Origin of the sequence: Pseudomonas parasichuanensis (assembly GCF_021601385.1) — a bacterium.
GTDB lineage: Bacteria > Pseudomonadota > Gammaproteobacteria > Pseudomonadales > Pseudomonadaceae > Aquipseudomonas > Aquipseudomonas parasichuanensis.
In genome coordinates this window covers 54,568-68,381 of record NZ_BQHO01000021.1, presented here as the reverse complement: position 1 = coordinate 68,381, position 13,814 = coordinate 54,568, and the positions used below count along the sequence as shown (strand labels likewise).

Here is a 13,814-nt window from a genome sequence, read left to right as displayed (position 1 = left end):
GAGCCGGCTTGCCGGCGATAGGGCCATCACAGGCATAAAAAACCGGCGCTCAGGGCGCCGGTTCTTCTTTCAGCCAGTCAGAGCCTCACAGCCCTTCAAGCATCGCCTTGTTACGCACCGCACCCTTGTCGGCACTGGTGGCCAGCAGGGCGTAGGCCTTCAGCGCGGTGGTCACCTTGCGTGGGCGTACTTCGGCCGGCTTCCAGCCCTTCTTGTCCTGCTCGGCACGGCGTGCAGCCAGCTCTTCATCGCTGACCAGCAGGTTGATCGACCGATTGGGGATGTCGATCAGCACCTTGTCACCGTCCTGCACCAGGCCGATGGCACCGCCCGCGGCGGCTTCCGGCGAGGCGTGGCCGATCGACAGGCCCGAAGTACCGCCGGAGAAGCGGCCGTCGGTGAGCAGGGCGCAGGCTTTGCCCAGGCCTTTGGATTTCAGGTACGAGGTCGGGTACAGCATTTCCTGCATGCCCGGGCCGCCTTTCGGGCCTTCGTAGCGAATGATCACGATGTCGCCGGCCTTCACTTCGTCGGCAAGGATGCCGCGCACGGCGCTGTCCTGGCTTTCGAAGATCTTCGCGTTGCCTTCGAACACATGGATCGACTCATCCACGCCGGCGGTCTTCACCACGCAGCCGTCCAGGGCGATGTTGCCGTACAGCACGGCCAGGCCGCCTTCTTGCGAGTAGGCGTGCTCGAAGCTGCGGATACAGCCGTTCTCGCGGTCGTCGTCCAGGGTTTCCCAGCGGGTCGACTGGCTGAACGCGGTCTGCGTCGGGATGCCGGCCGGGCCTGCCTTGAAGAAGGTGTGCACGGCTTCGTCATCGGTCTGGGTGATGTCCCACTTGGCGATGGCTTCCTCCATGCTGGCGCTGTGCACGGTCGGCAGGTCGGTGTGCAGCAGGCCGCCACGGGCCAGCGAGCCGAGGATGCTGAAGATGCCGCCGGCGCGGTGCACGTCTTCCATGTGGTACTTCTGGATGTTCGGCGCCACCTTGCACAGCTGCGGCACCTTGCGCGACAGGCGATCGATGTCGCGCAGGTCGAAGTCCACCTCGCCTTCCTGGGCCGCGGCCAGCAGGTGCAGGATGGTGTTGGTCGAGCCGCCCATGGCGATGTCGAGCATCATGGCGTTCTCGAACGCCTTGAAGTTGGCGATGCTGCGCGGCAGCACCGAGGTGTCGTTGTCGCCGTAGTAGCGCTTGCACAGCTCGACGATGGTGCGCCCGGCAGTGAGGAACAGCTGCTCGCGGTCCGAGTGGGTGGCCAGGGTCGAACCGTTACCCGGCAGGGCCAGGCCGAGGGCTTCGGTCAGGCAGTTCATCGAGTTGGCGGTGAACATGCCGGAGCACGAACCGCAGGTCGGGCAGGCGCTGCGCTCGTATTCGGCGACTTTCTCGTCGGAGGCGCTGGAATCGGCGGCGATGACCATGGCGTCGACCAGGTCCAGGCCGTGGCTGGCCAGCTTGGTCTTGCCGGCTTCCATCGGGCCGCCGGAGACGAAGATCACCGGGATGTTCAGGCGCAGGGCGGCCATCAGCATGCCGGGGGTGATCTTGTCGCAGTTGGAGATGCAGACGATGGCGTCGGCGCAGTGGGCGTTGACCATGTACTCGACGGCGTCGGCGATGATCTCGCGGCTGGGCAGCGAATAGAGCATGCCGTCGTGGCCCATGGCGATGCCGTCATCCACCGCGATGGTGTTGAACTCCTTGGCCACGCCACCGGCGCGTTCGATCTCGCGGGCGACCAGCTGGCCCAGGTCCTTCAGGTGCACGTGCCCCGGGACGAACTGGGTGAACGAGTTGGCGATGGCGATGATCGGTTTCTTGAAATCGTCGTCCTTCATCCCGGTGGCGCGCCACAGGGCGCGGGCGCCGGCCATGTTGCGGCCGTGGGTGGAGGTCTTGGAACGGTAATCAGGCATGGAGCGCTCCTGGCGGCAAATCACGTCACGTAAATAGGGAGTGAGCTTCTCTTGTCCTGAAACGCCGAAGGCCGGTCGCCGCTGGCAAGGATGGGGGCCGAAGACCGCGCGGGATCGCCGCAGGCTCGACCAGAGCTCATAAACCCGCCGGGGATGTCTGGCGATGAATAGGCCCGATTCTACACCGCCGCGCCTGCGAGGGAATGCCGTTGTGATAATTGGCAGTCGGCCCAGCCCGCACGGTAAAGCCCTTGGCATCGGTTGCGCAGGGTTCGGTAAACTCACGCGCTTCGTACCCCACTGGCCAAAAGGATTTGCCATGCCGGCGCCTACTCGCTCGTTGTTGTATTACGTTGTCATCGGCCTGCTCCAGGGCCTGGTATTGCTCACCACCGTGCTGGGGCACGGTGAAGTGCTCGGCTTCGGCCTGTCGGTCGCCGTGTGCGTCGCGGTAGTGGTGGCGGGCCTCAACCTGCAGTTGCTCGGCAGCGCCGTGCGCCAGCGTGGCACGGGATGGCTGGTGCTGGGCCTCACCTTGTTGATCAGCGGGATCAGCGCCTGGGTGTTTGCCGCCGAGCCCATGGGCTGGCTGCAGCAGACCTGGTGCCTGGCCGCGGTGGTGCTGGGCTATATCGGCACCGCGTTCATCCTTGCCTGGCCGACCCGCGAGGGGCTGCGGCCGCGCTACGAAGACTTGTTCCGCCATGCCTGGAACAACGTGTTCATCCTGTTCCTGGCGCAGATGCTGACAGGCCTGTTCTGGCAACTGCTGTGGCTGTGTGCGCTGCTGTTCAAGATGCTGGGTATCCCGCAGGTGACGGATGCGGTGGAGTCGCCGTTGTTTCTCTGGCTGGTGCTGCCGGTGGTGTTTTCCTTGGGTGTGCGCATGGGCCGGGAGAACGAGAAGGTCATCGGCCTGCTGCGCGGCATCCTGCTGACGCTGTGCCGCTTCCTGCTGCCGCTCGGTGCACTGATTACCGTGCTGTTCACCCTGACGCTGCCGTTCACCGGGCTGCAGCCGGTGTGGGACACAGGCTATTCCACGACCCTGCTGCTGGTGCTGGCGATCATCAATCTGTTCCTGGTCAATGGTGTGTTCCAGGAGGGGCATCAGGGCAGCGTCTACCCCGTTGCGCTCAAGCGCCTGGTAAACGCCAGCCTGCTGTGCCTGCCGGTGCTGGTGAGCCTGGCCGCCTACGCCAGCTGGATGCGCATCGATCAGTACGGGCTGACGCCATCGCGCATCCTGGCGCTGTTGCTGGTGGGGGTGATGCTGGCCCACGGCCTGGCGGCGGCCTGGGCGGTGCTGGCGTCGCGCGAAGGCTGGTTGTACAGCCTGCGGGTGAGCAACCCGTGGATCGCTCTGCTGAGCGCGGTGCTGGTAGTGGTGTTCTACACGCCGTTGCTCGCGCCACAGGCGCTGAGTGCGAAAAACCAGGTCGAGCGCCTGGTCAGTGGGCGCACGCCGGTCGGCGAGTTCGATGCGCGCAACCTGTATCACGAGCTAGGCCAGCCGGGGCGTGACGCCTTCGAACAGCTTGAGAAACGGCTGCAAACGGATGAGTTGCTCGATGCGCCAGGGCGTGCGCAACTGCTGGCGACGCTGGAGGAAGTGCGCAAGCCGGAGGTGGCCGTGGAGCGCGGGCCAAAACTGGAGTGGCTGGGGCCGGTGCAGTCCAGCAGCGAAGCCCTGGCCGACTCGACCCTGGCCGACAGCCAGTGCGGTGGCAAAGGGTGCTATCTGTGGGCGGTGGACCTGGACGGCGACGGGCACAACGAAGTGCTGATGATCCCCCGGCACACCTATGCATCGCGCCTGTTCGTGCTCACCTGGGATAACCAGGGATGGCGTGAAGTGGGGAGTTTGAGCGGCAACATGGACAACCTGGAGGGGTTGGCCAACGGCATTCGCGAAGGGGCGGTGAAGCTGGTCACGCCGCGCTACAAGACCTTGAGCATTGGCGGGCAGGAGCTGATGCAGGATTTCAGGCGGTAACGGGCCTGCCCTGCAGCCCATCGCGTGTGTGCACACGCCCACTGTAGGAGCGGCCTTGCCGGGCCGCTCCTACAGAAAGGCTGAGCAAGACAGTTGTCCCACCTCGCCCATGCTGTCAGGCCGCCGCGCCTAGCTGTTGGGCAGCAAGCGGCAGGTAATGCTCTTGATGTAACGGGTCTCGCTGATCGCCGGGTGCACCGGGTGGTCCGGGCCCTGGCCGCCGCGTTCGAGCAGTTGCAGGTTGCGGTCCAGGTGGCGGGCGCTGGTCAGCAGGATGTTGTTCAGGTCGTCCTCGGGCAGGTGCATCGAGCACGAAGCGCTGACCAGGATGCCGTCCTTGTTGAGCATGCGCATGGCCTGTTCGTTGAGACGGCGGTAAGCGGCCTCGCCGTTTTTCAGGTCTTTCTTGCGCTTGATGAAGGCGGGCGGGTCGGCAACGATCACGTCGAAGCGCTCTTCGGCGGCTTTCAGTTCGCGCAGGGCCTCGAACACATCGCCTTCGATGCAGGTCACCTTCTCGCTGATGCCGTTCAGCGCGGCGTTGCGCTCGACGCCGTCCAGGGCGAAGCCCGAGGCATCCACGCAGAACACTTCGCTGGCGCCGAACGCGCCGGCCTGCACACCCCAGCCACCGATGTAGCTGAACAGGTCGAGTACGCGCTTGCCCTTGACGTAGGGCGCCAGGCGCGCGCGGTTCATGCGGTGGTCGTAGAACCAGCCGGTCTTCTGCCCTTCACGTACCGGGGCTTCGAACTTGACGCCGTTCTCTTCCAGGGCGACCCAGTCCGGCACTTCGCCGTAGACGGTGTCGACATAGCGCTCGAGGCCTTCGGCATCACGGGCGGCGGAGTCGTTCTTGAACAGGATGCCGCTGGGCTTGAGCACCTGGATCAGGGCGGCGATCACTTCGTCCTTGTGCGCTTCCATGGTGGCCGAGGCCAGCTGCACCACGAGGATGTCGAAGAAACGGTCGACCACCAGGCCCGGCAGCAGGTCGGAGTCGCCGTACACCAGGCGGTAGCAGGGCTTGTCGAACAGGCGCTCGCGCAGTGACAGGGCCACGTTCAGGCGGTGCACCAGCAGCGACTTGTCCAGCGGCAGCTTGGCGTCGCGCGACAGCAGGCGGGCGCAGATCAGGTTGTTCGGGCTCATGGCCACCACACCCAGCGGCTTGCCGTTGGCGGCTTCGAGGATGGCCTGCTGGCCGGCCTTCAGGCCCTGCAGCGGGGTGGCGGCAACGTCGACTTCATTGCTGTAGACCCACAGGTGGCCGGCGCGCAGGCGGCGGTCGGCATTGGCTTTGAGACGAAGGCTGGGCAGGGACATGACGTCGCTCCGGGAAAAAAGAGCGGGAGTATACCGCGTCGGCCCTGAATTCGCTGGTAGCTGCGACCAAGTGGCGAGCGTGTGAGCCACTGCCCTACGCAGCTCTACTGTAGGAGCGGCCTTGTGCCGCGAAAGGGCTGCGCAGCAGCCCCAGGATTTCAGCGTGCATGCAGAAATCGCCGGGGCCGCTGCGCAGCCCTTTCGCGGCACGAGGCCGCTCCTACAGCTAAAGAAATTCCTGAACCCAACGATCCACTAATTGGTGCCCTGCCGGCGTACAGGGTTAGAATTCCCCGTCCCCAGCGAGAGAGTGCGCATGTCCCAGGAACTTACCGCCGAACAGATCCAGCAAGCCTTGCAAGGCATCACCATTCCGCCGCAGCCGCAGATCATGGTCGACCTGCAGTTCGAGCAGTACATGCCCGACCCGGACCTGGAGACCATCGCCAAGCTGATCGCGCAGGACCCAGGGCTGTCGGGGGCCTTGCTCAAGCTGGTCAATTCGCCGCATTTCGGCCTGTCGAACAAGATCGGTTCGATCCAGCGCGCGGTGAACCTGCTGGGCAGCCGCTCGATCATCAACCTGATCAACGCCCAGTCGATCAAGGGCGAGATGAGCGATGAGACCATCGTCACCCTCAACCGCTTCTGGGACACCGCCCAGGACGTGGCCATGACTTGCCTCACCCTGGCCAAGCGCACCGGCATCCAGTCGGCGGACGAGGCCTATACCCTGGGGCTGTTCCACGACTGTGGCGTGCCGCTGATGCTCAAGCGTTTCCCCAACTACATGGATGTCCTGGTAGACGCCTATGCCAAGGCGGATTCAGAAACCCGTGTGGTCGACACCGAGAACCGCGCGTTCAACACCAACCACTCGGTGGTCGGCCTGTTTACCGCCAAGTCCTGGCGCCTGCCGGAGCACATCAGCGCGGCCATCGCCAACCACCACAATGCCCTGGCGGTGTTCCGCGACGAGTCCTCGTGCAACACCAAGACCCAGCTGAAGAACCTGCTGGCGGTGCTGAAGATGTCCGAACACATCTGCGCCTCGTACCGGGTGCTGGGCAACCAGAGCGTCGACCATGAGTGGAACGTGGTCGGCCCGCTGGTGCTGGAATACATCGGGCTGTCGGAATACGACTTCGAACAGCTCAAGCAGGATATCCGCGAACTGGGCGGGCACTGAACCATGCCGGAATTGCCAGAGGTCGAAACCACCCGGCGCGGTATCGCGCCGCACCTGGTGGGCCAGCGAGTCAGCCGCGTGGTGGTGCGTGACCGGCGCCTGCGCTGGCCGGTCCCGGAAGACCTCGACGTGCGCCTGTCGGGGCAGCGCATCGTCAGCGTCGAGCGCCGCGCCAAGTACCTGTTGATCAACGCCGAGGTGGGCACGCTGATCAGCCACCTGGGCATGTCGGGCAACCTGCGCCTGGTCGAGCTGGGCCTGCCGGCGGCCAAGCATGAGCATGTGGACATCGAGCTGGAGTCGGGGCTGATGCTGCGCTACACCGACCCCCGGCGCTTTGGCGCCATGCTCTGGAGCCTCGACCCGCTCAACCACGAACTGCTGCTACGCCTGGGGCCGGAGCCCTTGACCGACCTGTTCGATGGCGAGCGGCTGTTCCAGCTGTCCCGTGGCCGCTCGATGGCGGTCAAGCCGTTCATCATGGACAACGCGGTGGTGGTCGGGGTGGGCAACATCTACGCGACCGAAGCGTTGTTTGCCGCCGGCATCGACCCGCGCCGCGAGGCGGGCGGGATTTCCCGGGCGCGCTATCTGCGGCTGGCGATCGAGATCAAGCGGGTACTGGCGGCGGCCATCGAGCAAGGTGGCACGACCTTGCGCGATTTCATCGGTGGTGACGGGCAGCCGGGGTATTTCCAGCAGGAGCTGTTCGTTTATGGGCGCGGTGGGCAGCCGTGCAAGGTGTGCGGCACTGAATTGCGTGAGGTGAAGCTGGGGCAGCGGGCGAGCGTGTTTTGCCCGAAATGCCAGCGTTGAACTCGGGAGGGGCCGCTGAGCGGCCCTATCGCCGGCAAGCCGGCTCCCACAGGGGGCTGCGCTGTAAAGTGTGGGAGCCGGCTTGCCGGCGATAGGGCCGGTGCAGGTGACAGCAGTTCAGTTGACTATCACTGCCTCGCCTACACCCCGCGGATCACTGGCCGCCTCGACCGTCCCGCCAGCCTTGTCCCAATACAGCACCTGCTGGTTGCCGTAGTTACGCCCCACATCCTTCAACCGATACCCGCGCGCCTGCAGCTCGGCTTTTTGTGCGTCGCTGAACGTCCCCGGCTCATGCTCCACCACATCCGACAGGTACTGGTGGTGGTAGCGCGGCGTCGCCGGCCATTCGGCCACGGGGCGGCCCTCCAGGAACCCCAGCACCGACAGCAACACCATGCTCGGGATCCGGCTGCCGCCCGGCGTGCCGAAACTGGCGAACTGGCTCGGGCTTTCGATGAAGGTCGGGCTCATGCTCGACAGTGGCCGCTTGCCGGCCGCGACCGCGTTGGCCTGGCTACCGGCCAGGCCGTAGCTGTTGCTGCCGCTGGGGTCGGCGGCGAAGTCGTCCATCTCGTTGTTCAGCACCACGCCCGTGCCGGGCACGCTGAACGCCGCGCCGAACGGCAGGTTGACCGACAGCGTGGCGGACACCGCGTTGCCGTCGGCGTCGATCACCGCGAAGTGAGTGGTGTGGTCGCCTTCACGCCAGGCCGGTGACGGCGGCAGGGCGCTGCTGGGCGTGGCCTGGTGCACGTCGATGCTGTCCGCCAGGCCGGTAAGGTAGTGGCGCGCCAGCAGGCGGTTGACCGGGTTGGCGACGTAGTCCGGGTCGCCCAGCAGGCCACGGTCGCGGTACGCCCGGCGCAGCACCTCGATCACGTAGTGGCTGCGCTGTACCGGCTCGGCGCTTTGCCAGGGCAGGCGCTGGAGCATCGCCAGGCTTTGGGCCAGGGCGATGCCCCCTGCCGAAGGCGGTGGGCTGCTGATCAGTTCCCGTTGTTCTGCCAACTGGTAGCGCAGCGGCTCGCGCCAGGCGGTGTGGTAATCGGCCAGGTCGTCGAGGCTCCAGAGGCCGCCGGCCTGACGCACGCCATCGACCAGGCGCTGGGCGGTGGGGCCACGGTAGAAACCGTCGCGGCCATGCGCGGCGAGGGTTTGCAGGGTGGCGGCCAGTTCGGGCTGGCGAATCACCGTGCCGAGGGCCGGTACGTCGTTGGCGCTGAGAAACAGCCGGGCGCTTTCTGGGTCATCACGCAGCGCCGTCAGGCGCATGGTGGCGCGGTCACGGTAGATGCGGTCGACGGCAAAGCCCTGGTTGGCCAGGCGGATCGCCGGTGCCAGGCTGTCCTTGAGCGGCAGTTTGCCGTGGCGGGCGGCGAGGTCGGCCAAGGCCTGGGGCAGGCCGGGGATGGCCGCCGCCAGCGGGCCGTTGATCGACAGGCCGGGCTGGACCTTGCCGTCCTTGAGGTACATGTCGGCGCGGGCGGCGGCAGGTGCGCGCTCTCGGGCATCGAGGAAGGCGTAGCGTGGGCTGGCGGCCTGTTCGCGCAGCAGGAAGAAACCACCGCCGCCCAGGCCCGAGCCGTAGGGCTCGACCACCGCCAGGGCAGCGCTGATGGCCACGGCGGCATCGAAGGCGTTACCGCCTTGCTCGAGCACCTGCCGGGCAGCGGCGGTGGCTTCGGCGTGCGGGCTGGCGATGGCGGCGCGGCCCGGGCCGTCGGCCTGGGCGGCCGTGGCCAGCAGCGCCAGGGCAGCGCCAAGCGCGGCGCGGCGTATCGCGGCGACGAACGGCATCAGGCCTTGCCGGTGATCCGGCGGTATTTGGCCATCAGCTCGTCTTCGGTTTCCGGGTGGGCTTCATCCAGCGGGATGCAGTCGACCGGGCAGACTTGCTGGCATTGCGGCTCGTCGTAGTGGCCCACGCACTGGGTGCACAGGTTCGGGTCGATCACGTAGATCTCTTCGCCTTGCGAGATGGCAGCGTTCGGGCACTCGGGTTCGCAGACGTCGCAGTTGATGCAATCGTCGGTGATGATCAGGGACATGGGGACTCCGGCCGGGGCGGTGGGCCCGGGCATGTTTCAATGCGATAGGCGCAATTGTGCCGGATTCGCGCCCGCAGTGCACGCGGGCGCGTCAGCGGGACGCGCCCCGGGCACGAAAGTTACTTGCGAAAGCGCTCGGTCAGCGCGTCGGCCACCGCCGGGTGGACGAACTTGGCGATATCACCGCCCAACGCGGCGATTTCCCGGACCAGCGTCGAGGAAATGAACGAATAACGCTCCGAAGGCGTGAGGAACAGGCTCTCGACGTCCGGGGCCAGCTGGCGGTTCATGTTGGCCAGCTGGAACTCGTATTCGAAGTCCGAGACCGCGCGCAGGCCCCGCAGGAACACATTGGCGTTCTGTTCCTTGGCGAAGTGCGCCAGCAGCGAGGAGAAGCCGATGACTTCGACATTGGGCAGGTGCTTGGTGACCTCGCGGGCCAGCTCTACCCGTTGCTCCAGCGGGAACAGCGGGTTTTTCTTCGGGCTGGCGGCCACGGCGATGATCACGTGATCGAACAGTCGCGAGGCGCGCTCGACCAGGTCGCCATGGCCTTTGGTAATGGGGTCGAAAGTACCCGGGTACAACACTCGGTTCATCGCGTCATCCTGGCTGGAGTGCGTTGGGGAGTCGGATGGTAGCGCAGCGACCGCGCCTGGCCAAGCCGCGCGGCTGGCTGATGGCACTATAGACATTGTGTGTATCGGCTGTCATGCGGTCTGTGTCAGGCGGCCAACCAGTGCCTCGCTGAGCCGCGCGGCCAGGGCGTATACCGACAGCTGCGGGTTGGCGCCGATGCTGGTGGGGAACAGCGAGCCGTCGTGGATCGACAGGTTTTCCAGCTGATGATGCCGGCCCAGGCTGTCGCACACCGCCTGGCGCGGGTCTTCGCCGAGGGCGCAGCCGCCCATGACGTGGGCGCTGCCCAGGCGCATGCGGAACAGCTCCAGGGGCAGGCCGTCGATCATCTCGGTCGCTTGCGCGGGGGTGCTGATGTAGCGGGCATCGCCATGCACGGGCATGACCTGGCGGGCCCCGGCGGCGAACTGGATCTGCGCCATGCTGTGCCAGGCCCGGCGCAAGCCATCGCGCAGGTAGTCGGTGACGGGGTAGTCGAGCACTGGCGAGCCATCGCCGCGCAGTTCCACCTGGCCGCCCGGGCTGTCCGGGTGGAAACCGTCGCGCAGCAGCGCCAGCATCACATGGGTGTGCGGCAACTCGGCCATGCGCAGGGCGTTGTCCTGGCCCTGGCCACCGAGCAGGGTGCTGGCCAGGGCCGGGTGCAGCGGTGGCACTTCGAGTTTGTAGCCGACCGGCCCGTCGACGCCGCCCTGCCACTGGAACTGGTCGCTGTAGATCGACTGTGGCGCGCCGTAGTACGGGTCGATCTTGTCGGCAAACTGCGCGGCGCTGAAATTGACCAGGTGCAGGAAGGTGCGTTTGCCCAGGCGTTGGTGCGGGTCGGGGGCCTCGGAGCGCAGCAGCAGGGCCGGGCTGTTGATGCCGCCGCCGGCCAGCACGTAGTGGCGGGCGCGCACCTGGACCTGCCGGCCGGTGGGGTGTACGCCCCGGGCATCCAGGGCCTGGCATTGCAGGTGGTCGATGCGTTGGCCGTCATGGCTGAAGCGTTCGGCGCGGGCCAGGTAGAGCAACGTGCCGCCCTTTTCCAGCAGGGCCGGGATGCTGGTGACCAGCATCGACTGCTTGGCGTTGACCGGGCAGCCCATGCCGCAGTAGCCCAGGTTCCAGCAGCCGCGCACGTTGCGCGGGATCACCGCCCAGCGGTGGCCGAGCGCCTCGCAGCCACGGCGCAGCACGTCGTTGTTGGCGTTGGGTGGCAGCGCCCAGGGGGTGATGCCCAGGCGCTGCTCCATGCGCTCGAACCAGGGGGCCAGGGTGGCACTGTCCAGGCCTTTGACGGCGTGTTCCCGGGCCCAGTGCTCAAGGGTTTGCGACGGGGTGCGAAAGCTCGAGGTCCAGTTGACCAGGGTGGTGCCGCCCACTGCGCGGCCCTGGAGGATGGTGATGGCGCCCTCTTTGCTCAGCCGGCCCAGGCCCTCCTGATAAAGATCGGCGTAGGCTTCGTGCTCCAGCAGGTGGAAGTCGCTGCTGGTTTTCAGCGGGCCTTCCTCGATCAGCAGCACGTTCAGGCCGGCGGCACTCAGTGCCTCGGCCGTGGTGGCACCGCCTGCGCCGCTGCCGATCACGGCGACATCGGCCTCAAACGTCAGGTCCTGCTCCAGGCGCGAGGCATCGTGGGTGATCCAGCCTTGTTCGAGGCCTTGGCGAAACGGGTCGGGGGCGGGCATGGGCGCGGCCTTTGTTGTTGGGTTTGGTGCTGCTGGGGCCGCTTTGCGGCCCTTTCCGGCCGGTCCGGCGCTCCGGCCGGAAAGGGCTGCAAAGCAGCCCCGACAAGCTCGAACGTATCCCTAAAGCTCAAATCTTCGGTGGCCCCGGGTAACCACACGCAGCCCAGGCTTCCGGCCGCTCATACCAGGCCATCGACAACAGTTGCAGCAATGACGCATGCCCCTGGCGCAGCAGGTTCAGCGAACTGCCACCCCAGCGGGCGAGAAAGGCCTCCACCTTGGCACTGCCGGCCTCATTCCAGCTGCCCCAGACGCCCGTCAGCGGCCCCCGGGTCAACGGCAGGGTGAGCACGTCGAACAACTGCCGGGTGAGCTTGAGCATGGCCGGCGACAGTGCCGCCAGCTTGCCGTCGAGGCTGTGCAGCACCAGCGCTTCAGTGGCCTGGGTGCCGGCCAGCACGACGGGGATCAGGGCCCGCAACAGCGGCAGATCGTCATCGCGCAGCACCTGGTAACCCGCTGAGGGCGCCTGTTTCGAGCAGCCAATCAGGCTGGCGGTGCCGAGGAACACGCTGGCGCCCAGGCTGAACCTGAGCAGGTCGCGACGGTGCATGCGCAGCCTTCCTCGCTTAGCGGATGAACAGTTTGTAGACCAGGCGCTGCAAGGCTTTGCCATAGGGCGGGTAGATCAGCCGGGCAGCGTTCAGGCGTTGCTTGGCCAGTACCCCTTTGGCCTTGCTGAAGGTCTGGAACCCTTCATGGCCATGGTAGTGGCCCATGCCGGACGGGCCGACGCCGCCGAATGGCAGGTCGTCCTGGGCCACGTGCAGCAGGGTGTCGTTGAGGCACACGCCGCCGGAGTGGGTGTCGCGCAGCACCCGGGCTTGCTGGCCACGGTCATAACCGAAGTAGTACAGCGCCAACGGGCGCGGGCGCTGGTTGATATAGGCCAGGGCCTGGTCCAGGTGGTCGTAGGGCACCAGCGGGAGCAAGGGGCCGAAGATCTCGTCCTGCATCACTTGCATGCTGTCGTTCACCTCCAGCAGCAGGTGCGGCGGCAGGCGGCGGCCCTGGCGCGGCTCGTCGGGGTAGAGGTCGCGCACCTGAGCGCCCTGTGCCCGGGCATCGGCCAGCAGGCGCTCCAGGCGGTCGAGCTGGCGCGGGTTGATGATCGCGCTGTAGTCGGGGTTGTCGGCGATGCGCGGGTAGAGCCTGCGCACCGCGCGCTGGTAGGCGTCGGCAAAGGCATCCAGGCGTTCGCGCGGCACCAGCACGTAGTCGGGCGCGACGCAGGTTTGCCCGGCGTTGAGGGTCTTGCCAAAGGCGATGCGCTCGGCGGCAGTGTCCAGCGGTACATCTGCCGAGACGATGGCGGGCGATTTGCCGCCCAACTCCAGCGTGACCGGGGTGAGGTTGTGCGCCGCCGCCAGCATCACCTGGCGGCCGATGCTGGTGGCGCCGGTGAACAACAGGTGGTCGAAGGGCAGGCGGGCGAAGGCCTGGCCGACTTCCACCTCGCCCAGCACCACGCTGACCAGGTCGTCGGGGAACACCCGTTCCAGCAGCGCCTTGAGCACCTGCCCCGTGGCCGGCGTGGCTTCGCTGAGCTTGAGCATCACCCGGTTACCGGCCGCCAGGGCGCAGGTCAGCGGCCCGATGGCAAGGAACAGCGGGTAGTTCCACGGCACGATGATCCCCACCACGCCCAGCGGCTGGTAGTGCACCTTGGCGCTGGCGGGCTGGAAGGCCAGGCCGACGCGCCGGCGCGACGGCCGCATCCAGCGTTGCAGGTGGCGTTCGGCATGGCGCAGGCCCTGCACCGAGGGCAGCAGTTCGGCGAGCAGGGTTTCGTCACGGCTACGCCCGGCAAAGTCGCTGTCGATGGCCGCGATCAAGGCCTCCTGCTCGTCAAGCAGTGCTTCGCGCAGGCTTTTCAGCCACTGCCGGCGCTGTGCTGCCGGTGGCATGGGGTTGCCGGAAAATGCCTGGCGCTGGGCGGCGAACATCGCCTCCAGCGTGCTGTTGCAAGTAACGGGGGGTGAGGTGATGATCGACGTCATGGCGCGGGCACCCGTGGGAAAGAGTGAGTAGAGCCTATACTCTAATTCCTGCCGGGGTGAGTGATTTATCTGCCAGATCAGCGGACATTTGCGCTGCTCTGCCCTGACGTCGCGGGGCGATAGCCCGTAAGATGCCCCAT

General features: G+C 66.5%; 11 protein-coding genes. 3 read left to right on the top strand and 8 right to left on the bottom strand.

What is annotated here, in order from left to right; genetic code table 11:
* Nucleotides 1-85: 85 nt before the first annotated feature.
* Nucleotides 86-1,927, bottom strand: a complete 1,842-nt coding sequence (gene ilvD, locus L6D77_RS17225; RefSeq protein ID WP_232883003.1) for a dihydroxy-acid dehydratase — start codon at nt 1,925-1,927, stop codon at nt 86-88.
* A 319-nt stretch (nt 1,928-2,246) separates the two neighbouring features.
* Here ilvD and L6D77_RS17220 point away from each other — a divergent pair, with 319 nt between their 5' ends.
* Nucleotides 2,247-3,923: a DUF4153 domain-containing protein gene (locus tag L6D77_RS17220; protein ID WP_232883002.1), complete on the top strand. Its 1,677-nt coding sequence runs from the start codon at nt 2,247-2,249 to the stop codon at nt 3,921-3,923.
* 129 nt (nt 3,924-4,052) lie between these two features.
* Here the strand turns inward: L6D77_RS17220 and L6D77_RS17215 are convergent, their stop codons facing one another.
* Nucleotides 4,053-5,249 (bottom strand): class I SAM-dependent rRNA methyltransferase, encoded by a 1,197-nt coding sequence (locus L6D77_RS17215; RefSeq protein WP_110992134.1) that lies wholly within the window; start codon nt 5,247-5,249, stop codon nt 4,053-4,055.
* A gap of 370 nt (nt 5,250-5,619) precedes the next feature.
* Between L6D77_RS17215 and L6D77_RS17210 the strand changes: the two genes are divergently transcribed.
* Together L6D77_RS17210 and mutM are read left to right on the top strand one after the other, a co-directional pair.
* Nucleotides 5,620-6,438 (top strand): HDOD domain-containing protein, encoded by an 819-nt coding sequence (locus L6D77_RS17210; RefSeq protein WP_232883037.1) that lies wholly within the window; start codon nt 5,620-5,622, stop codon nt 6,436-6,438.
* 3 nt (nt 6,439-6,441) lie between these two features.
* Nucleotides 6,442-7,254 carry a bifunctional DNA-formamidopyrimidine glycosylase/DNA-(apurinic or apyrimidinic site) lyase gene (gene mutM / locus L6D77_RS17205; RefSeq protein WP_232883001.1) on the top strand — a complete coding sequence of 271 codons (813 nt, stop codon included), beginning with the start codon at nt 6,442-6,444 and terminating at the stop codon, nt 7,252-7,254.
* Between the two features lie 117 nt (nt 7,255-7,371).
* On the opposite strand, the gene ggt is transcribed toward mutM, so the two are convergent.
* The 6 genes from ggt to L6D77_RS17175 form a co-directional block, all read right to left on the bottom strand.
* On the bottom strand, nt 7,372-9,054 hold the full coding sequence (ggt, locus tag L6D77_RS17200; RefSeq protein ID WP_236170099.1) for a gamma-glutamyltransferase: 1,683 nt from the start codon (nt 9,052-9,054) through the stop codon (nt 7,372-7,374).
* Nucleotides 9,054-9,305 (bottom strand): YfhL family 4Fe-4S dicluster ferredoxin, encoded by a 252-nt coding sequence (locus L6D77_RS17195; protein WP_011531711.1) that lies wholly within the window; start codon nt 9,303-9,305, stop codon nt 9,054-9,056. Before L6D77_RS17195 ends, ggt begins: the two co-directional genes overlap by 1 nt.
* A gap of 119 nt (nt 9,306-9,424) precedes the next feature.
* Nucleotides 9,425-9,904 carry a pantetheine-phosphate adenylyltransferase gene (coaD, locus tag L6D77_RS17190; protein WP_232882999.1) on the bottom strand — a complete coding sequence of 160 codons (480 nt, stop codon included), beginning with the start codon at nt 9,902-9,904 and terminating at the stop codon, nt 9,425-9,427.
* Between the two features lie 111 nt (nt 9,905-10,015).
* Nucleotides 10,016-11,614 (bottom strand): GMC family oxidoreductase, encoded by a 1,599-nt coding sequence (locus L6D77_RS17185; protein ID WP_232882998.1) that lies wholly within the window; start codon nt 11,612-11,614, stop codon nt 10,016-10,018.
* 127 nt (nt 11,615-11,741) lie between these two features.
* On the bottom strand, nt 11,742-12,227 hold the full coding sequence (locus L6D77_RS17180) for a twin-arginine translocation pathway signal protein (RefSeq protein WP_232882997.1): 486 nt from the start codon (nt 12,225-12,227) through the stop codon (nt 11,742-11,744).
* A 16-nt stretch (nt 12,228-12,243) separates the two neighbouring features.
* Nucleotides 12,244-13,674, bottom strand: a complete 1,431-nt coding sequence (locus tag L6D77_RS17175) for a coniferyl aldehyde dehydrogenase (protein ID WP_232882996.1) — start codon at nt 13,672-13,674, stop codon at nt 12,244-12,246.
* Between the last annotated feature and the right edge of the window lie 140 nt (nt 13,675-13,814).